Here is a 19,605-nt window from a genome sequence, read left to right on the forward strand (position 1 = left end):
CTGGCGCCGGCACCGGTCGTGGTGGGCACGGCCCCAGCAAAGGCCGCTGTGGTCTATTGCAAGTCGGTAGGCGTGCCGAAAGGCTGTGTGGCGCGTCCGACCGCAAAGGTGGTCTACTGCACATCGCCTGGCGTGCCCGTGGGATGTTTGGTCCGTCCGACGACTGTTGTCGTGAAGCCCGCTCCGGTTGTGGTTGCGCCCGTCGTGGTTGCGCCGCGCGCTGTGGGCGCTCCCGGTTACCCGGGCAACCGGGGCGGTCCGGTCAATCGCGTTGGGCGCCGGTGAGAAGAAAGACCGAATTCGTCCGCCAATTCGGCGCTTGGGAACTCGCGAGGCAGGTCCAGCCGAACCTTTGTGCCGCCCGGACCCGAAATCACTTCCAGGCCGGCGCCGCAGCGCGCGGCGCGCCGGCGCATGTTGGTGAGGCCGCGCGCCAGTTTCGGCGTGCCTGGCGCGGGGTGGTCGTCCACGGCAAAGCCGCAGCCGTCGTCCTCGATGGTGATGCGGCCGCGCTCGCCGTCTGGCGCGTAGCCGACGGTCTCGATGCTGATGGTGATGCGTCTGGCCTTGGCGTGCTTGACGGCGTTGGTGACGGCTTCGTCGAGCAGACGCAGGATCTGGATCACGTGCCAGGGCCGGAGCTCGGGATGCACGGGCATGCCTTGCGGCGTGAGCACGCGCCAGTCCAGCGGCAGACCGTGTGAGCGCAGCTGCGCTGCCGTGCGCTCGCGCCAGGCACCGAGCGCTAGCATCAAGTCGCCGTCGATGTCGTCCATGGCGTCGATCACGAGCCGTAGGTCCTTGAGGGCGCCGCGGGCGGCCTCGCCGATCCGCTGGCCCTCCCAGTCGCCGCGCTCGGATAGCGCGACGATGCTGACAAGCTGGCCGCCGAGGCCGTCATGGAGATCACGCATCAGCCTGTTGCGCTCTGCGGCAAGGGCGGCCGCCCGTGCGCGTTCTTCCTCGAGCGCAAGGCTCGCCCTGAGCTTGTCTTCGGCCTCGCGGACCAGCGTCAGCATGCGGCTCGCGAAGCTGTCGACCTCATTAAGCGCCTTGGCGAAACGCCAGGTGAGCCCGATGCCGATCGCAACCAGCATCACTGAATAGGAGAGTCGCGAGACCTGAATGCGGCGGTCGGCCAGTACGTCGAGGGCGGCAAGCAGGTCATGGACGACAAAGGTGATGACAATTGTCACCGCTACGCCGAGAAGGGCTGCTATGCCATCCCGGCGCGCCACCGCCATGTGGCCGAGGACGATCGAGACGATCACCAGCACCAAAAGCACGGTCGGCGGACCGAACGCCAGGAAGATGCTGCGGACCAGAGGGGGACCGCCAATAATGCCCATGGCGGCAACGGCCAGGCCCGGCAGGAAGACCGCCCAGCCATATCTGGGCCATTTCAATCCGAAGAAGGTTATGACAAAGGCGAGCACGCAGGCTGCCTCGAGAGGCGATGAAGCGAGCAGGACCGCGTTCAGCCCGGCATAAATCGACTGACCGGTTGGCGAGGTGACCACAAAAGCCTGGGCAACGCCGAGCGCCATGGCAACCGCGAGCACACCATAGGCCGGTTCGTGGCGGCGCTTCACCCACATGACGCCGAGCAGCACGGCGAGGATTGCCTGCCAGGCCGAGAAGACGATCGGCAACGCCAGGAAGAGGATCGCACGCTTGTCGTAGGCCGGGCGCAGCTCGTCTGCCGGGCCGGCATAGACCTGATCGAGGAAGCCGGTTAGCGGCCCCCAGGCGTGCAGCAGCACGGTGAGCTGGTTGGTGCCATCATGCAGCAGCACTTCCGGGATAGGCGCGATCACCGGGGTGTTACGATCGGGCCTGTTGGCCGTAGGGTCTCGGCGGCTATCGAGGATGACTGCGCCATTGACCGCGATCTCGATGCCGCTGATGAAACGAGGGACCATCACCGCCCAGGCGATGCCTTGCTCGGTCTGCGGTCGCCGGAATGAAAGTGTAAAGAGCTGCGGCTCGTCAGGGTCGGAGGAAGGAGAAAGGAGATGGGGCAGGCGGACGGCCTGGTTGCTGCCGCCGGCGCTCAATGTGGCTTCGGTCAGGCGATAGCGCTGCGGCGGTTCGGGAAGGGGCAGTCGCAAGAGCAGGAAGCAGCCCACGACGATGACGGACTGCATCAGGAAATAGCCGGCGAGCCAAAGACGCCAGTGCATTCGTGATGGAAACCGAGCAGCGGCCTGGTTGGTGCTCACAGCCGGATCAGGCCCTGCTGCAGTGCCTCGAACACCGCTTCTCCGCGCTTATTCACCTCGAGCTTGCGGTAGATGCTCTTGATATGTCCGGGCACTGTCTGCCGCGAGAGGCCGAGATGCTCCGCGATTTCCGCATAGCTGAAGCCCTTGGCTATACCCCAGAGGATGTCGATCTCGCGCGGCGTGAGCTTCGCGGTGTTGAGGACAGCGGATACGGCCCGACCAGGCGCGCGGGCTTCGGACGCGCCTTGCGTGCGGCGCACGATGAAGCGGGCGATCGAGGCCGAGATCGGCGAATGGCCGGCCACAAGATCGCGGACGGTGGCGGCAATGTCGGTCGGGAAGGCGTCCTTGAGGAGGTAGCCTGTGGCGCCGACCATGATCGCCGAAATGACGCTCTGCTCGTCGCCGAGGATCGAGACCACCATGATCTCGGTGGCCGGCGAGGCCTGCCGCGTCTCGCGGATCAGCTCGACGCCGTGACCGTCCGGCAGCTGCAGGTCTGTCAGGAGCACGCGGGGATAGCCGGCAGCGAACGCGGCTCGGGCCTCCGAAAGGGTGGCGGCGGTCGTCACCTCGAAATCGCCGGCGCCTGCGAGGGCATCACGCAGGCGCCCGCAAGTCGGTGTGTCGTCTTCCACGAGCAGCACCGTGATGCGGTCAGCCTCGGTCGATGGCTTCATGGATACAGTCCGCTCTCCCCCTGGTTGTGGGATTATACGCACAGCGAAAGAGCGTGAAAGCCATGATCATGGGGGAGAAAGCGGGCGGGCAGAGCACGACATCGACCGTAGCTGCTTGCAGGAACAGGTCGAGGGTCGCTCGCCTTGCGCGAGCATTGAACCAGAAGGAGCACGGTCTAGCGGAGGATGCAGAACAAGGTTAGTTTCCACCCCACGACCGGCAGCCGTGAAGGCTGCAGCAACGGCCGTGACGAGTGCCCCTGTTCTGGAAACGCTAGAGTTGGATGTGCGCAGCTGCAGGCGAAGTTGAGAATCAATGGGTGCTCGCAACGTGTTAATTCTTAGGGTCGTTTTGAGTTCGACGTTCGCTTCGGGCTCAATATCGAGGTTGAGCGAGCTTCGACATTCCCTCACCAGGCGACCGACAGCACCGACGGAGCTTGCCTATGACCGCCCCTGCCGCTGAACTGCAGAAGGCGATCTTCACTGCGCTTGGCAACGATCCGGCGCTGACGGCGGCGCTTGGGGGCAGCCGGATATATGACCAGGCCCCGGGCAATGCCGCCTTTCCTTACATCACCTTCGGTCGCACAAGCGTCTACGACTGGTCGACCGGAACCGAGAAGGAGACGGAGCAGCTCTTGACGCTGCACGTCTGGTCGAAGGCCAAGGGCAACAAGGAGACGCTGCAGATAATGGAGACGGCGCGGTGGCTGCTGGACGACAAGTCGCTGCCTGTCGAAGGCGACGGGCTTGTGAACCTGCGGCTGGAATTCGCCGAAGCTCGATTCGATGACGATCTCGCCGTCCATCATGGATTGCTGCGGTTTCGGGCAATAGCGGAAGAGGGGAGTAGGGGAGTAGGGGAGTAGGGGAGTAGGGGATAGAGGCCAATTTGCAGCACATTCGATGCCGCCATCCTTTCCTACTCCCCTATTCCCTTACTCCCCTATTCCCTTACTCCCCTATTGCCCTATAGCTTGGTGCCGGTTGCTGGGGGGACGACCGGAAATGCCTTGTACGTTATTCATGCCGTGTTCAGCCGTGGCGGGTTAAAGACACGCCATGATCAAGTTTCGCACATACGTCCGGAGATTGGCCGGCGTGCTTGCGGCCGGTGCAGTGGCGGCCTCGCAAGCTGCCGCCACGCCGGCTGTGCCGGATGCGGATGGCGACATGTTTCAGGTCGCCGCAGCCGACTGCTACTCGGTCGGCGAGCAGGTCGCCTCCCAATATGGCGGGACGCTTGCCAAGGCGTCGGCCTCGAACCAGGGCGGGCGTACCGTTTGCGTCGTAGTGGTGCTCGTCCCCGGCAAGGACGGCGGGCGTCCGCGTCGGGTGCAGGTGGTGGTACCGGCAGAGTAGCGATGAGCTTGCGTTTTCCCTCTGCAGCAAATCTGGCATAGCTGCCTTCACCGAAGCCACAGGGGACCAAACGATTCCATGCGCATACTCGTCGTGGAGGATGACAAGGAGCTGAACCGTCAGCTGTACGAGGCTCTCACAGATGCCGGCTATGCCGTCGACCGCGCCTATGACGGCGAGGAGGGCCATTTCCTTGGTGACACCGAGCCGTACGATGCCGTGGTGCTCGATATCGGGCTGCCGCAAATGGACGGCATCAGCGTCGTCGAGCGCTGGCGGCGCGACGGCCGCAAGATGCCGGTGCTGATGCTGACCGCCCGCGACCGCTGGAGCGACAAGGTCGCCGGCATAGATGCTGGCGCTGACGATTATGTAGCCAAGCCGTTCCACATCGAGGAGGTGATGGCGCGGGTGAGAGCGCTGATCCGCCGTGCTGCGGGCCACGCCTCATCCGAGCTGACCTGCGGGCCTTTGCGGCTCGATACCAAGGCCTCGAAGGCCAACGTGAACGGGACGCCGCTCAAGCTCACCTCGCACGAATTCAGGCTGCTCGCCTATCTCATGCACCACATGGGCGAGGTGGTCTCGCGCACGGAGCTGGTCGAGCACCTGTATGACCAGGATTTCGACCGCGATTCCAACACGATCGAGGTGTTTGTCGGACGTCTGCGCAAGAAGATGGGCATTGACATGATCGAGACCGTGCGCGGCATGGGCTATCGGATGCGGGCGCCGGAGGCTTGATGGACGCGTGACTGACACGCCGCTCCGCCAGTTCAAGACGTCGCGCTCGCGCGGCGCCGCGTTGCTCCGATCGCTGACTTTCCGAGTGATCGCCTTTTCGACCCTTTGGGCGGTGCTGGCGCTGATCGCGATCGCGACGGTCATTTCTACGCTCTACAGGGATGCGAGCGAACGTGGCTTCGAGAGCCTGCTTTCGGCGCACCTCTTCAACCTGATCGGTTCCGTCGGCGCAACGGATGCAGGCGACCTGACCGGCAATCCGGATCTCGGCGATCTTCGCTTTTCGCAATTGGACTCAGGCTGGTACTGGTCTGTCGAACCGGTCTCGGGCGGTGCGAAGGGCGAACTGCACTCGACTTCGATGACGGAGCCAATCGCGTCCCCATCGCCTGCCGAGATCCCCTTTAACTTCAGTTATCAGCGCAACTACAGGACCGAAGGGATTAAGGGCGAGGAGCTGGAGGTCTTCGAGAACGAGTACGAGCTCGACACCAAGGGCAGGGTGGCGCGCTTCAGGGTCATGGGCAACCGCACGGAGCTGGAGAACGAGATTGCGGGCTTCGAGCGGCGGCTTGCCACATACCTGTCGATCTTCGGCATTGGTATGATCGCGATCAACGTGATCGCGATCCTGCTCGGCTTGCAGCCGCTCGGCAGGGTGCGCCGGGCGCTGGCGCTCGTGAGAGAAGGCAATGCCCGACGGCTCGATGGCCGCTTCCCGACGGAGATCGAGCCGCTCGCCAACGAGACCAACGCGCTGATCGAAAACAACACGCGCATCGTGGAACGCTCGCGCACCCAGGTCGGCAACCTGGCACATTCGCTGAAGACGCCGCTCGCGGTATTGCTCAATGAGGGCCGCGCCCTTGGCGGCGACAAAGGCAGGCTGATCGTAGATCAAGCCTCTGCAATGCAGACCCAGGTCGAGTACTATCTCCAGCGCGCCCGGATGGCGGCGCAGCGCGACAGCGTGGTTTACCGAACGCCGGTCGGTCCGACTCTGCAGCGCCTGGTGCGCGTAATCGAGAAGATCCAGCCTGATCTCCAGCTCTCGCTCGCCCTGCCGGCTCAGGAAGTACTCTTCGCCGGCGAGCGGGAGGATCTGGAGGAGATCGCCGGAAACCTGCTCGACAATGCTGCCAAATGGGCGAAGCAAAATGTGATCGTGTCGATCGCGGACGACTTCGGTTCATTGCCTGACGCTAATGTTTTCACCCTGTCGATCGAGGACGATGGGCCGGGAATCCCGCAGGACAAGGCGCAGGAAGTGCTGAAACGCGGCATCAGGCTCGACGAGACCAAGCCGGGCAGCGGGCTCGGGCTCGCCATAGTCTATGACCTCGTCAGGGAATATGGCGGTGACCTTGCGCTGGGGCGTTCGAAGCTCGGCGGGCTGTCGGCGGTCGTGAAGCTGAGGAGGGCGGAATGAAGCCAACAGGGCCCAACAGATCTTAAAGCGAAGCGAGGGCTTTGTTCCATCGTGGGTCGCCGATCGCAGAGCGCAACCGCATCAGCTTCCACATGCCGAATTTGTAAAAATCGAAATCAATAGTCGAAATTTTCATTTGGATCATGGCCCACAACGACCACTTGAAGTCACCAAGCATGCGGTAGATGAACATCCGCGATCGAAGCGCTGCATCGACCTTCCCGAAATATTGTTCGATGGCTTCGTCCTGTTGTGCATCGCTCAGGAACATCTCCCCGCACCATGTTGCCAGGTCGCAGCATCGATCGTTGTTCGAAGCATATTCGAAATCGACGATTGTGATCTTCCCGGCATCGTTGATCAGAAAATTCGCCGGCGCTGGATCGTTGTAGCAGGGCACTATGTCGAGCCCGGAGGCTTCCAGGGCGGAGCGTGCCCGAAGACATTGATTATAGAGAGATTGAAAATCGTGTGAAAGAACTCCGCCGAGTTCGCGCAACTGCTTGATATGTTCTTCGATCATATCAAATACAGTTTTGGAAAGGGCCAGTGGGGCGGAATTGTTGAATGTGCGATAGAGCTCGATCGTTCGGTTTCTGATTTCGGGCACGTGGAAGTCGCGCAAAGTGCAAGGGCGGGAGCCTTCGACGAAGTCGCAGATCTCAACCCCTCGATCGCTCAAATAGTCGTATGGTCGCGGGCCGATACCAAGTGTGTAGGCGCGCCGGCTTGCTTCAAGCGACGCGGTTCGATCGATGAACTTCTCCGTTCCCGGACCGGGCATCTTGACGAAAAAAGTGCTTTCTTCGCCGGCTAGTCTAACTCGCCAATTTGTATTGCTGAATCCGCCGAAAATCGGTCGGTAATATATGTCCTTGCCATGCCAGGCTGACACGCCAGACAGCGTTTTTTCCAATTCCATTTCGGTGAGTGAACCCGCCTCTCCAAGCTTGCGCTCCATGACAGTCACTTCAGATAGATCTCGCATACAGATCGAGATCGACTCCCTGGAGGGCAGTCCGGCAACGAATAAGCCGCCAGCAGGCATAGCGGTAAAACTCGACTTCCTTGCGCGGCGAGGTGGCATCCATGAAAATGCCCCATAGCGCCCACGCAAGGTCGTCGGCCATTGCATAGAGACGCGCTCGACGAAAGCTTGCCTGCCTTGCCTGGCCCTCGAACATCTCAAGCGCCAGCAAGTAATCCTCCTCGTTTTCGAAAACCTCGTTCGCGAGGAGCGCAAATTCGTAATAGGGGTCGACGTTCCGGGCCTCGTCGAAGTCGACAAGCTGGATCCGGTCGCTCGGCCCGATCAGTATGTTCGAGGCAAGTCCGTCGGCATGAGCCGGCACCTCGTCTACCCCGGCAGCGGCAATCATTCGCTCGATGCGGCCGACCGTATCCAGAAGGACAGGAAGATCCCCGGGCGCATCCGCCACGACAGGCGTGCATGCCGTATTGAGCATCCTAATCCTGTCGAACACGGACCATGAAGATTTGAAGCGGGGGCCGGCGTGGATCTTCCGCTTGGCCCGGATGACCGCGTCCAGGAGTTCAGGCCTTTTCAGATCGCTGACCCGCGCGGTAGCCCAATCTCCGAGGAACTGGCTGACCCATGCTGCACGCGTGACGTCGAAAGCGAGAATGTCCGGGGCGCATCCCAAAGCGGCCGCCTTGCGCTGGGCGTCGAAAGAAGCCTCCGCATCGAAGAAAATGCGCTGATCGAGGTGAATCACCTTCAGCATCATCGACGGAGGTTGCCCGTCGACTGAGAGCAACAGGCGCGAGCTATCGATACCACGATGCGAGGGCACGAGTACGCCGGGCCCGGCGGCTTGCGCCGCCAGACGCTGCTCCCTTCCCAGGCCCCGCGAGACTCGCGCGTCAAGCGGAGCACAGGGTCTGTCCAGGAGAAGCGTATCGCGGTCGTCGGGAAAAGCCAGGCGCAGCCCCGCTTCGGCCGCGGCGACACGGCTTGCACCCATCGGGTCAATGAGGGGCGCCGTGCCCCTTTCCGATACAGACATTTCCTCAAGCCAGTCGTGCGGACGAGCATTCCCTGCGGGCAATGACTACCCTTGTCCGGACCCGCTGGGACATCCGGCACGCCCGATCAATGCTATAGCTATGTCGCTGGCTGTAAAGTCCCGACTTGCTGTCGCCCGGCAGGGACGTCAGACCCTTATGAGATTGACGCCCAAGTCGCCGAACCGCTGGACGAATTCCTCACCGATGCCGGCGGTCGTTATGACATGATGGGCATCGCCCAGACCGAAAGCGCGGACGGAGCCGAATCGTCCGAACTTGGAGGCGTCGGCCACCATGACGGTTTTGTTGGCTTGAAGTCTTGCGGCGTCGTGAAGCGCGACCTCGTCCTCGCCAAAACCCATGAACCCGTGGTCGATATGAACAGCGCTTGCGCCCATGATGGCCATGTCGAAACGATGCCCGTTCAGGGCGGTAATGGTCGCGTGTCCGAATGTCGCCTGGTATTCGGGCACCATCGGGCCGCCGAGCACGCGTACACTGGTACCCCAGCCGTGGGAAAAGAAATGCGCCGCGACGGCGATCGAGTTGGTGAAGATCGTCAGGTCGTGATGCTTATGAAGCTGCTTCACGCAGGCAAGCGTCGTGGTGCCCGAGCTTACGAATATCTTCATGCCGTTCTGGACGAGGTTTGCTGCCTGCTCCGCAATCATGGTCTTTTCTGGCGCGTTGACCCTGCTTCGTTCGCCGAAAGGCTTGTCACTTTCGCTCGGGGTCAGAACGGCGCCGCCATAGACCCGCCGCGCGAAACCGTTCAATTCCAGCATGCGCAGGTCGCGTCTTATCGATTCCGGGCTGACCTCCAGGCGCTCGGCGAGCGAGTTTACGCTCGCTCGTTCGTTGGCTCTCAGAATTTCGAGGATTTTCTCCTGCCGGAAGTCTGAGAATCTCATGAGCTCAACCCACCCGTAGCCATCTGGATATTTGCGCCGCAATCAGATGGGCCCGCCATTCGGCCTAGCGACATTGGCTTGTCGATTTTCGTCACGACGTCGGTCCCTGCAGCAATGCTATGGGACTACGAAATAACAGTCAAATCGGGCAAATCATGCGCATCGGACAAAAACCAAAAGGCCAATTCGCTTCCCTGGGCGTCGTGGTCCGCGGTCCGGATTTGTCTATCAAGTCCTTGATTTATCTGAACTAATGTGGAGGTTATGGACCTTTCCACAAATCTCTGTTGCCGCAAGGTAGGTCGGGCGCTTGACGCAGGGAAGGCCTAACGCTAGTGATGATTTTGACCGGTTTGTTTATTTTGAAGCGCTACTGATGTCAGTGCGCGAGGAGGCCCTCAGTAGCGGGCGGAGGGCGAGGCGCGCGCATGAGCCATTGCGCTGTCCGGTGAAGGTGAGGTGCGCCGAAGCACAACCGAATTGATCAATCATCCAAACGAAGCCGCGCGTTGAGAATGGCTGGCGGCCAACAGAAGGGGAATAGGATAGATGATTACGCGTAGAGACATGATCGTGGGCGCTGGCGCGCTTGGGGCCGCCGCCATTGTGGGCGATGGGGGTCTTGTTGCTCGGGCGCAGGGCAAAAAGACCGTCGTCCTTGCATCGATGGGGCCGGTGACTGGTAACTGGGACCCGACCTCTCATACGACACTGGGGCAGGGTAATTTCGAGAAGTTCGTCTTCAATGCCCTGACGCGCGCCCCCATGCGCGATGGCGAAGCAGACTTGCTGGAGCCGGCGCTGGCAGAGTCCTGGACGCTGGTCGATGCAAACACGCTTGAGTTCAAGCTGCGTGACGGCGTGAAATTCCATGATGGCAAGGAATTCAGCTCTGAGGACGTCAAGGCGACCTACGAATACTCCTCCGATCCGGCGCGTCCGGCGGCATCCTTCTGCCCGGGAAAGGTCGATGTCGAGATCGTTGACCGCCTGACGGTCCGGTTGCGCACGGAGAAGCATGGATACCCAGCCTCGGCGTGGTGGTTCATTTCGAGCGTGATCCCTATTCTCTCTGCCAAGGACGTGGCCGATCCGAAAATCCTCGAGAAGCGTCCGAACGGCACCAATGCGTTCAAATATGTCGAGACGAACGGCGACCAGAACGTGCTCCACGCCTATGATGATTTCTTCGGCGGCCGTCCGAAGATCGACGAGGTCATCTACGCCTATGTTCCGGATGCCAATACCCGCGTGCTGGGGCTGCTGAACGGCCAGTATCATATCGCCGAGCGACTCGAACCCGAGCAGTATGCCTCGCTGCAGGGCAACGCGAACGTGGTCACACGCAAAGGCCTGACGACGGAGAACAAGTACCTGCATTTCCGCTGCAACAAGCCGCCCTTCAACGACCCGCGCATTCGCCTTGCGGCCTGCCACTCGATCGATCGCGCGCAGATTCTCGAATTGATGGGCGAGGCTGCGCTGGCATCGAGCTGCTACATCTCGCCCATGAAGTTCGGCTTCAACGACATTCCGGGTTATCCTGAGTACAATCCGGAGGAGGCGCAGCGCCTGCTTGCTGAGGCAGGCTTCCCCAACGGAGAGGGCCTGCCGCAACTCGAGTACATCACCTCTGTCGGGTTCTATCCGAAGACCAAGGAGTATGGCGAACTGATTACCGCCATGCTTCAGGAGCAGGGATTCAATGTCCAGTTGACGGTGCTCGAGCCGGCTGCTTGGGAGGTCGCCATCTACCGTCGTGCCGACGGCGAGGGACAGGGCCACATGTGCGATGTGGGCTGGATGACCCCGTCGCCGGAACCGGACCTTGTGCTGCGCCCGAACTGGCATTCGAGCGCTGCGCTGATTTCGGGCATCAATGACCCCGAAATCGATGCCGCGCTGGAGAAGGAGCGCAACGCTCCCAATCCGGAAGCGAGATTGAAGATCCTGACCGAGGAAACCTTCCCAACCATGGCAAAGAAGGTTCCAAGCTTCTCCTTGTTCTCGGCATTGACCTTCCACGGTGCGGCCAAGAACCTCGAAGGCGCGGTCTACCTGCCTTACGGTCCGATCGATCTCTCCAAGGCCGATCTGGTCTGACGCACGGTTCATGCAGCGCCGCTTATTGGCGGCGCTGCCCAAGCGCGAGCCGATCCTCATGCTTTTCGCAATCGACTTCTTCATTCGCCGCCTCGCGCAGGGCGCGATCATCGTCATGGCGATCGCCCTTCTGATCTTCACGCTCCTGCGTGTCGTCCCGGGCGATCCCGTGCGACTGATGCTGGGGCCGATGGTATCTCCCTCGGTCGCGGAGCAGACGGCCAAGGAACTCGGCCTGCGCGATCCGATTATCGTGCAGTTCGGCCGCTACATGGCACAGGTCGTGCAGGGGGATTTCGGCAGGTCTTTCGTGCGCAGCGCGCAAGGTGGCAGCACTGGCGGCTCACGCGGCGAATCGACGTTCGATGCAAACAATCGCGCGCCGGTCATTGGCCTCATTGCCACGACCTTGCCCTACAGCCTTCTGCTTGCCGGGCTTGCTTTCTTGATGTCGCTCGTCATCGCCATTCCGCTGGGCATTTGGGCGGGGCTCAATGCCGGTAAATGGCCCGACCGTCTCGCGCTTTATTTCAGCTCCATCCTGGTGTCGCTGCCGAATGTCTGGCTCGGGCTGGTCTTCATATTTCTTATCTCGGCCAAGGCGGGCTGGCTGCCGGCGATCGGCTACCAGAACTGGACCTATGCGATCCTGCCGGCAATGGTGCTGGCGGTCGAGCTGATCCCCGTCATCGTGCGCTCGCTTTCTGTCTCGGTCTCTTCAAACGTGCTCGAGCCTTACGTATCCGTCGGCCAGATTCGCGGGTTGACGCGCACGCGCATGATTGCGGCCCATGTGCTGAGGAACTCCACCATTCCCCTGCTCAACCTGCTTGGCATTCAGGCTGTCGGACTGATCCTCGGCGGGCTGTTTGTCGTGGAATATCTCTTCAACTATCCCGGAATCGGGCTGCTCATGATCAATGCGGTCTTCCAGCGCGATTTCCCGATCATCCAGGCAATTGCCATCTTTTCCTGCGCTGCGCTCGTGATTGTGAACATTCTGGTCGATTTCGCCTCGACCACGATCGACAGAAGGCTTCAGTACTGATGTCGGAGCATGCCATCGTAGAGCCCGGCCTAGGTCACCCGAAAAAATCCCGTGGTCTGGGCGCGAATATCTTCCTTCAGGCGGCCCGGACGGCGGAGTTCCGGATCGGAGCAGTCGTCTTCGTCAGTGTCATCCTGCTTTCGATTGCCGCGCCTACGCTGCTTGGCCTTTCCGCGACCAAGTTCAATGTCGGGCTGAAGTTCTCTCCTCCCTTTCCCGTGGAGGGCTGGGTCTGGCCGCATTTCTTCGGCACGGACCAATTGGGCCGGGACCTGCTGGTGAGATCGTTGATCGGCCTGCGCAATGCACTGATGATCGGCATTGCGAGCGTCATCGGGATGTTCGTCATCGGTTCTGCGGTCGGGATGCTCGCGGGTTATGCCGGCGGCTGGACCAACCTGGTCTTGATGCGCATCACGGATGCACAGATGTCCATCCCGGTGATCATTCTCGCCATCACGATCCTCGGGGTGACGAGGCCGACACCTTTGACGGTCATCCTCGTCTTCATCCTCGCAGGGTGGCCGGGCTACGCTCGGATTGCGCGCAGTGCCACCATGTCGGAGCGGCGCAAGGAGTATGTCCGGGCGGCCAAGATATTGGGGGCGTCGGACCTTAGGATACTTCTGGTGCATATAGCGCCAAACATCCTGCCGCCCGTGGCCTTCGTAGCCGTGCTCGATGTGGCGCGCATGATGATCTTCGAAGCCATTCTCGGCTTCATCGGCATCGGTATCCAGCCGCCCACTCCAACCTTCGGAACGATCATCGCGGACGGCACGAAATATCTGATGAACGCGTGGTGGATCACCACCATACCCGGCCTCCTGCTGGCGGTGTCCCTGTGCAGCATCAACCTCATGGGCGGCGCGCTCGAACGCTCCCGCAACAAGTTCCTCCAGGGGGTTCTATGAGCGCGGGCAGCACTAGTATTCTGGACGTTTCCGACCTGTCTGTCGATCTCGCCATCCCTGGCGGCGGGCGTCGTCCGATTCTGCGCAATGTCGATCTGTCGGTCTCCCAGAACGAGGTGCTGGGCATCATCGGCGAGAGCGGCTCCGGCAAAACGGTGCTTTCGCGCGCTCTCGTGAACTGGATAAGCCCGCCGCTTTTTCCAACGGGTGGGAAGATCTTCTATCGTGGGCGCAATCTGTTCGACCTTCCGCCCGATGAAATGCAGAAGCTGCGCGGACGCAAGATCGCCTATATCGGCTCCGATCCTGGCAGCGCGCTCGATCCGACGGTTCCCGTGGGTCAACAGATCATCGAGAAACTGCGGGCCGTGGAGCCAGGCATCTCGACGGCGCAAGCAAAGGCGCGCGTGCTGCGTGTCCTCGATGCGGTGCGCATTCCTTCCCCTGCGCAACGGTTCCATGAGTTTCCGTTCCAGTTCAGCGGCGGCATGATGCAGCGCGTGCTGATCGTCGATGCGCTGGTGACCAATCCCGACCTACTGGTCGCCGATAACATAACCCAGCCGCTCGATGTCACGGTAGCGGCTCAGATCTTGCGTCTGCTTCGCGATCTGCAACGCGACTTCAGCACGGCGATCATCTTCGTTTCGTCGGCGCTCGGCGTGGTGAACGACATCGCGGACAACATACTCGTGTTGGCCGATGGCCGCGTCGTCGAGCGTCAGCAGACGCGCGCTCTGATCGACCGCCCCGAACACAATTACACGCGAAATCTCATTGCGAGCCTTCCGCGCATCTGGGACGCCGAGCCCACCTCTGCCGCGCCCGCGGAGGCAGTGGACGACACTCGCGAGGTGATCCTCTCGGTTCGGGACGTTTACCGGTCCTATGAAACCAAGGACCGCGAACGGCTGTTCGCGCACCGGCTGGTGCAGGCCGTCAGGGGCGTATCCTTCGATGTCTATAAGGGTGACAACCTCGGAATAGTCGGCGAGTCCGGCTGCGGGAAATCGACGCTGTCGCGTCTCCTTTCCCGTCTCGAGGCGCCCGACCGCGGCCAGATCCTCTTCAAGGGCCAAGACATCGCGCATCTAGGACGCAAGAAGCTGCTCGATCTGCGCCGCCGGTTCCAGCTGTTGTTGCAGGACCCCTACAACGCCATTCCCCCGCATCTAACCATCGGGCGGACCATTGCGGAGCCGCTTCGCATCCATGGTGGCCTGAGCTCCAAGGAGATCAGCGAAAAGGTCGATGCCACGATGAATGAGGTGGGCCTGCGTGCGGAGCTGGTGGACAAGTTGCCGGTCGGTCTCAGCGCCGGCCAACGCCAACGCGTCAACATCGCTCGCGCGATGGTACTGGATCCCGAACTGCTCATCCTCGACGAGACGCTGTCTGCTTTGGATCAGGTCGAGCAGGGCAAGCTTCTCGAACTCTTCGACCGGCTGCAGGCGCGTCATGGCATGACCTATGTCTACATCTCGCATGACCTCAGCATGGTGCGGCGCGTGTGCAACCGCGTGGCTGTCATGTACCTGGGACGTGTGGCGGAGCTGGCCGGTAACGAAACCACATTCTTCGACCCCGCCCACCCCTACACCCGCGCGCTGCTCAGCGCCGTTCCGGCAATCGAGCACAAGCCGTACGACACCGCGACGTATCTTCTGGAGGGCGAGCCACCGGACCCGATCGACATTCCGCCGGGATGCAGCTTCCGGACTCGCTGCCCCTTCGCCTTCGAACGCTGCGTTACGGACGATCCGGCTCTGATGAAGCGAAGCGACGAGGATTTTGCGGCGTGTCACCTGGTCGCTGCGGGGCAGCACGGCGCCAGGGCTATGCCCCCGGTCAGCGTAAAGGAACCCTAATCGGTCCGCGATCCTGAGCGTTCGGGGCGCCGTGCCCCGAGCTGTGAACGCATAGGCGATTTTTCCGAAGAGGCGAGACGATGGAGTTCGACTATATTGTCGTAGGTTCGGGCAGTGCTGGTTCACCGCTCGCGGCACGGCTGGTTGAGAGGGGCGCGAGCGTGCTCCTTCTCGAAGCGGGCAAGAGGGAGAAGCTTCATCTCACGCGCGTGCCCGCCGCGCTCATGCACACCATCGGCAACAAGCGGTACGACTGGAACTACGTCACTGAACCGGACCCCACCCGCAACGGCCTGCAGGAGTCATGGCCGCGTGGGCGCGTCCCGGGTGGCTCGTCGGCCATCAACGGAATGATCTTCATCCGCGGCGCCGCAGCCGACTACGACGCCTGGGAGGCGATGGGCAACAAGGGCTGGGGTTGGAACTCCGTGCTTCCCTATTTCCGCAAGATGGAAACGGCAGACGAAGACAAGGACAATGCCTTTCGCGGCGGCATGGGACCGCTGCGCGTCTCGGCGCTGCGCTGGAAGCACCCGATATCCGCGAAGTTCATCGACAGCTTCGTCAACGCCGGGGTGCCCCTCAACCCCGACCTCAACGGACGTTCACACGAGGGCGTCGCCTGGAACCAGGGTTCGACGCGCGGTGGCGTACGCCATTCGGCGTTCGACGCCTTTGTGTTGCCGCGCCTCAAGGACAGCAAGCTGACCTTCATGGACGATGCGCTGGTCGAGCGCATTGTCCTGGATGGCAAACGTGCGAGAGGCGTGGACGTCGTTCGCGGCGGCCAGCGGATCCGCGCAACGGCACGCCGAGGCGTGGTGCTGTCCGCCGGCTCCATCAATTCGCCCCAGATCCTCATGATTTCGGGCATCGGCGATCCCGCCGAACTGAAGCGACACGGCATAGAGGTGCGTGTGGCCAGCCCCGATGTCGGCCGCAACCTGATGGAGCACCCGGGCCTGTATGTCCGCGCGGAAATGGACATAAAGACTGGCAATGCCTATGCGTCGCCTCTGGGCAGGGTTCGCGCATTCGCCGAATGGGCGCTATCGCGAAAAGGCGTGCTGAGCGTGCCGACTGCGCAGGTTCTCGCGTTTCTAAGGTCGACGCAGGATCAGGAGGTGCCGGACCTTCAGTTCCATCTCTTCCCATTCGGCTACTTCAGCAACGACGGCCGCTTGCAGGTGCCGACCCGCAACTTGGTAACGATCCTCGCGAATGTGAACTATCCCAAGAGCACCGGCCATCTCGAGCTTCGCTCCAGTGATCCGCGCACGCCGGTCGCAATCTATCCGCGCCTTCTCGATCACGCCGATGATCTCGAATGCGTGCTGCGCGGACTGGATTGGATACGCCGCCTCGCCTCGACGCCACCGTTCGGCAGCCATGTGCGGGAGCTCCTCGACGTTCCGCCGCAGGCGGCCGGCCGCTCGGCAGACGAGGAATATGTCCGCAAGGCGACGGTTCCGTTCCTGCATCCGGTCGGCACCTGCCGTATGGGTGTCGACGATCGCGCCGTGGTTGCGCCGGACCTGCGGGTGCGCGGCGTGGAAGGGCTGTGGGTTGCCGACGCCTCGATTTTTCCGCGTCACATCGCGGGGAATACCAATGCGACCGCGATCATGATCGGCGAACGCGCTGCCGACCTCATCCATCCCTGATGCAAGGCAAGCGGAAAAGGAACCAATACAATCACGAGGACCTTCACGCAGAACTTCGTCGGGGGCCGGCGCGTCGATCCGCTCGGCGCGGAGTTGATCGAGGTTCGCTCGCCGTGTGACGGGAGCCTTGTCGGCACCGCCCAGCTGGCCGTCAACGCCGACATAGACCTTGCCGTGGGCGTCGCGCGCAAGGCGTTCGACGAAGGCCCATGGCCGCGCATTCCGGCGCGCGATCCCGTCGTGCGCATCCTGCCTGCCGATCTTGCACCTCCGCTTGCCGGCTAGACCAGCTCCGGGTTGAGGCCGGCGATTTCACCAAGCTGCAAGTGTGTGCCTCTTGCAACCCTGCGGACCTATTGCCCTGTTCGCCACGGCCTAGATCAACCAATGCTCTTGCCAAGCATCTAAATTACATGTCTGTGCGTTAAGTCGAAATTCAGCCAGATATGGCTCCCTAACCGCAGCTCAACCCCTTGGCTTCAGAGAGAAATCCGGTGATCAGAATTGCGATGAGGTCGGCGCTGATCGCGGTGCTCGCTACGCTCACAGCGTGCGGTACGACAAAGAATGCAACCGAGGCGCAAGGTACTGCCAAGTCGGGTGGCCTGTTGAGCAAGACGCTGGGGACCGGCGGTAGCCAGGCAGCAATTATTAAATCGATGCATGGCGGGCTGATCGGCGGCTCGGTCGGGGCAGGCCTCGACGCAGACGAAAAATCCCGCGGGCTCGAAGCCGAGTACCGGGCGCTGGAATATTCGCAGGCCGGGCAACCAGTCACCTGGAAAGGCAACAACGCGGCAACTTACGGCGAGGCGACTGCGGCGCAGCCGTATCGTGTCGGCTCGCAGGATTGCCGGCAGTACACGCAGACTGTCTTCCGAAACGGCCAGTCGAAGGTCGCGAGGGGCACGGCTTGCCGCAACCCCGACGGGAGTTGGACGCCGCTGACCTGACGGCGGCCCACCAATCGGGCCGGCAATTGGCCGCATCCCGGTGCGGTTGGCAGGAGGGCAGGGCAGGGCTATTGAGGTCGCCATGTCGTTCTGGCTGACCGCCATATTGCTCACCGCCGTCGCGGTGCTTTCGGTGCTGGTGCCGTTCCTGCGCAAGGGTCGGGCGCCGGCGAGCCCGACTGCGAACGACCTCGAAGTCTATCGCGATCAGCTGGCCGAACTCGATCGTGACGTGCGGCGTGGTCTGATCGGGACGGCCGAGAGCGAGGAGGCGCGGGCCGAGATCGGCCGGCGCATCCTGAAGGCCGCCGAAGACGGGGCGTGGCGGGGGCGGGACAAGTCCGGCTGGCGCGCATCGAAGGTGGTCGCCTTTGCTGCCATTCTTTCGGTGCCGCTGGTGAGCTGGGGCATGTACAGCCTCATCGGCTCGCCGGATCTTCCTTCACAGCCGCTCGCGGCACGTCTGTCGAATGACCCCGCGAAGGCGCCGCTGGAGGAACTCGTGGCGCGGGCGGAAGCGCATCTTGCCGCCTCTCCGGAGGATGGGCGCGGCTGGGACGTGCTGGCGCCTGTCTATTTCCGCATGGGACGATATGCCGATGCGGCTAACGCCTATCGCCGGGCGATCATGCTTGTCGGTGCGACGGCCGACCGTGAGGCAGGCCTTGGCGAGGCGATCACCGGCGATGGCGGCGGCATGATCACGCGCGAGGCGAGTGCCGCCTTCGAGCGCGCGCTCAAGCTGGAGCCGAAACATCCGAAAGCCGCATTCTTCCTGGCGAGCGCGCTGGCACAGCAGGGGCGCATCGAGGAAGCAAAGAGCGCGTGGGCGGCCATGCGCCAGGGTCTCCCCCCGGATTCGCCCTGGCTCGGTGCCGTCGACCGGGCGCTGGCCGAGGCCGATCGGCAGCAGCCCGCTGCCGCCGATGCCGCCCCTCAGCAGAGCGGACCAGGCCAGGCCGATGTCGATGCGGCGTCGCAAATGTCGGCCGAGGACCGCAATGCGATGATCGCGAACATGGTCGCCCGGCTCGACGAGCGGCTGAAACAGAACCCGCACGACGTGGAAGGCTGGCAGCGGCTCATTCGTTCTTATGTCGTGCTGGGCAAATCCGACGAGGCACGCGATGCTCTGTCTCGCGGCATTGCTGCGCTCGGTGTGACTTCGCCGGAGGCGGGGACGCTGCAGGAGTTTGCTTCGTCGCTGGGGCTGGCGAAGGCGGAGTGATGGTGTCTCGATGACCCGTAAACAGAAGAGGCTCGCGGTAATCGGTGGCGCAATGGGCTTCCTTGCGCTCGCAGCGGCACTCACCTTTGCCGCGCTCGGTCAGAAGACGTCCTATTTCTACATGCCGGCCGACCTGGAAACGGCGACCGTCGCGCCTGGACAACGCATCCGCCTCGGCGGGCTGGTCGAGCAGCACTCGATCGTGCGCGGCGAGGGCGCCAAGGTCGCCTTCGCCGTTACGGACAAGCAGAAGTCGGTGAAGGTCGTTTTCGCCGGGCTGCTGCCAGATCTCTTCCGTGAGGGGCAGGGCGTCATCACCGAGGGCACGTTCGGGCCGGACGGCGTGTTCGTCGCCGACAGTGTTCTTGCCAAGCATGACGAGACCTATATGCCCAAGGAGGTTGCAGAGAGCCTCAAGGAGAAGGGCGTATGGCAGCCCCAATGA

General features: G+C 62.2%; 18 protein-coding genes. 13 read left to right on the top strand and 5 right to left on the bottom strand.

Going from position 1 to position 19,605, the window contains the following annotated elements:
• Nucleotides 1–236: 236 nt before the first annotated feature.
• Nucleotides 237–2,183: an ATP-binding protein gene (locus SAZ10_RS04930; protein ID WP_318608062.1), complete on the bottom strand. Its 1,947-nt coding sequence runs from the start codon at nt 2,181–2,183 to the stop codon at nt 237–239.
• A 35-nt stretch (nt 2,184–2,218) separates the two neighbouring features.
• Nucleotides 2,219–2,905, bottom strand: a complete 687-nt coding sequence (locus tag SAZ10_RS04935) for a response regulator transcription factor (protein WP_318608063.1) — start codon at nt 2,903–2,905, stop codon at nt 2,219–2,221.
• 446 nt (nt 2,906–3,351) lie between these two features.
• Between SAZ10_RS04935 and SAZ10_RS04940 the strand changes: the two genes are divergently transcribed.
• The 4 genes from SAZ10_RS04940 (at nt 3,352) to SAZ10_RS04955 (ending at nt 6,443) form a co-directional block, all read left to right on the top strand.
• Nucleotides 3,352–3,777, top strand: a complete 426-nt coding sequence (locus SAZ10_RS04940) for a DUF3168 domain-containing protein (protein ID WP_318608064.1) — start codon at nt 3,352–3,354, stop codon at nt 3,775–3,777.
• A 193-nt stretch (nt 3,778–3,970) separates the two neighbouring features.
• On the top strand, nt 3,971–4,270 hold the full coding sequence (locus SAZ10_RS04945; RefSeq protein WP_318608065.1) for a hypothetical protein: 300 nt from the start codon (nt 3,971–3,973) through the stop codon (nt 4,268–4,270).
• A gap of 78 nt (nt 4,271–4,348) precedes the next feature.
• A complete protein-coding gene (locus SAZ10_RS04950; protein ID WP_318608066.1) occupies nt 4,349–5,014 on the top strand; it encodes a response regulator transcription factor in 666 nt (221 codons plus the stop codon).
• A gap of 7 nt (nt 5,015–5,021) precedes the next feature.
• Nucleotides 5,022–6,443, top strand: a complete 1,422-nt coding sequence (locus SAZ10_RS04955) for an ATP-binding protein (protein ID WP_318608067.1) — start codon at nt 5,022–5,024, stop codon at nt 6,441–6,443.
• Nucleotides 6,444–6,465: 22 nt separating this feature from the next.
• On the opposite strand, the gene SAZ10_RS04960 is transcribed toward SAZ10_RS04955, so the two are convergent.
• From SAZ10_RS04960 to SAZ10_RS04970, 3 genes are all read right to left on the bottom strand, one after another.
• Nucleotides 6,466–7,404 (bottom strand): choline/ethanolamine kinase family protein, encoded by a 939-nt coding sequence (locus tag SAZ10_RS04960; RefSeq protein ID WP_318608068.1) that lies wholly within the window; start codon nt 7,402–7,404, stop codon nt 6,466–6,468.
• Between the two features lie 10 nt (nt 7,405–7,414).
• Nucleotides 7,415–8,470, bottom strand: coding sequence for a phosphotransferase (locus SAZ10_RS04965; RefSeq protein ID WP_318608069.1), 1,056 nt, complete (start codon nt 8,468–8,470; stop codon nt 7,415–7,417).
• A gap of 147 nt (nt 8,471–8,617) precedes the next feature.
• Nucleotides 8,618–9,382, bottom strand: a complete 765-nt coding sequence (locus SAZ10_RS04970; RefSeq protein WP_318608070.1) for a DeoR/GlpR family DNA-binding transcription regulator — start codon at nt 9,380–9,382, stop codon at nt 8,618–8,620.
• A gap of 549 nt (nt 9,383–9,931) precedes the next feature.
• Between SAZ10_RS04970 and SAZ10_RS04975 the strand changes: the two genes are divergently transcribed.
• From SAZ10_RS04975 to ccmE, 9 genes are all read left to right on the top strand, one after another.
• On the top strand, nt 9,932–11,485 hold the full coding sequence (locus SAZ10_RS04975) for an ABC transporter substrate-binding protein (protein ID WP_318608071.1): 1,554 nt from the start codon (nt 9,932–9,934) through the stop codon (nt 11,483–11,485).
• Nucleotides 11,486–11,495: 10 nt separating this feature from the next.
• Nucleotides 11,496–12,533 (top strand): ABC transporter permease, encoded by a 1,038-nt coding sequence (locus SAZ10_RS04980; RefSeq protein ID WP_318608072.1) that lies wholly within the window; start codon nt 11,496–11,498, stop codon nt 12,531–12,533.
• The gene (locus SAZ10_RS04985; RefSeq protein ID WP_318608073.1) at nt 12,533–13,447 is read left to right on the top strand and encodes an ABC transporter permease; all 915 of its coding nucleotides are present in this window, start codon (nt 12,533–12,535) and stop codon (nt 13,445–13,447) included. The genes SAZ10_RS04980 and SAZ10_RS04985 overlap by 1 nt, the downstream gene beginning before the upstream one ends.
• Nucleotides 13,444–15,315 carry an ABC transporter ATP-binding protein gene (locus SAZ10_RS04990; protein ID WP_318608074.1) on the top strand — a complete coding sequence of 624 codons (1,872 nt, stop codon included), beginning with the start codon at nt 13,444–13,446 and terminating at the stop codon, nt 15,313–15,315. The genes SAZ10_RS04985 and SAZ10_RS04990 overlap by 4 nt, the downstream gene beginning before the upstream one ends.
• Before the next feature lie 80 nt (nt 15,316–15,395).
• A complete protein-coding gene (locus SAZ10_RS04995) occupies nt 15,396–16,979 on the top strand; it encodes a GMC family oxidoreductase (protein ID WP_318608075.1) in 1,584 nt (527 codons plus the stop codon).
• Between the two features lie 93 nt (nt 16,980–17,072).
• Nucleotides 17,073–17,264 (top strand): hypothetical protein, encoded by a 192-nt coding sequence (locus tag SAZ10_RS05000; protein WP_318608076.1) that lies wholly within the window; start codon nt 17,073–17,075, stop codon nt 17,262–17,264.
• Nucleotides 17,265–17,473: 209 nt separating this feature from the next.
• Nucleotides 17,474–17,932 carry a hypothetical protein gene (locus SAZ10_RS05005; protein WP_318608077.1) on the top strand — a complete coding sequence of 153 codons (459 nt, stop codon included), beginning with the start codon at nt 17,474–17,476 and terminating at the stop codon, nt 17,930–17,932.
• Nucleotides 17,933–18,014: 82 nt separating this feature from the next.
• Nucleotides 18,015–19,160, top strand: a complete 1,146-nt coding sequence (ccmI, locus tag SAZ10_RS05010; RefSeq protein ID WP_318608078.1) for a c-type cytochrome biogenesis protein CcmI — start codon at nt 18,015–18,017, stop codon at nt 19,158–19,160.
• A gap of 10 nt (nt 19,161–19,170) precedes the next feature.
• On the top strand, nt 19,171–19,605 hold the full coding sequence (gene ccmE, locus SAZ10_RS05015) for a cytochrome c maturation protein CcmE (protein ID WP_318608079.1): 435 nt from the start codon (nt 19,171–19,173) through the stop codon (nt 19,603–19,605).

The sequence above is a fragment of the Mesorhizobium sp. BAC0120 genome, assembly GCF_033542235.1.
Taxonomy (GTDB): Bacteria; Pseudomonadota; Alphaproteobacteria; order Rhizobiales; family Rhizobiaceae; genus JAWRCU01.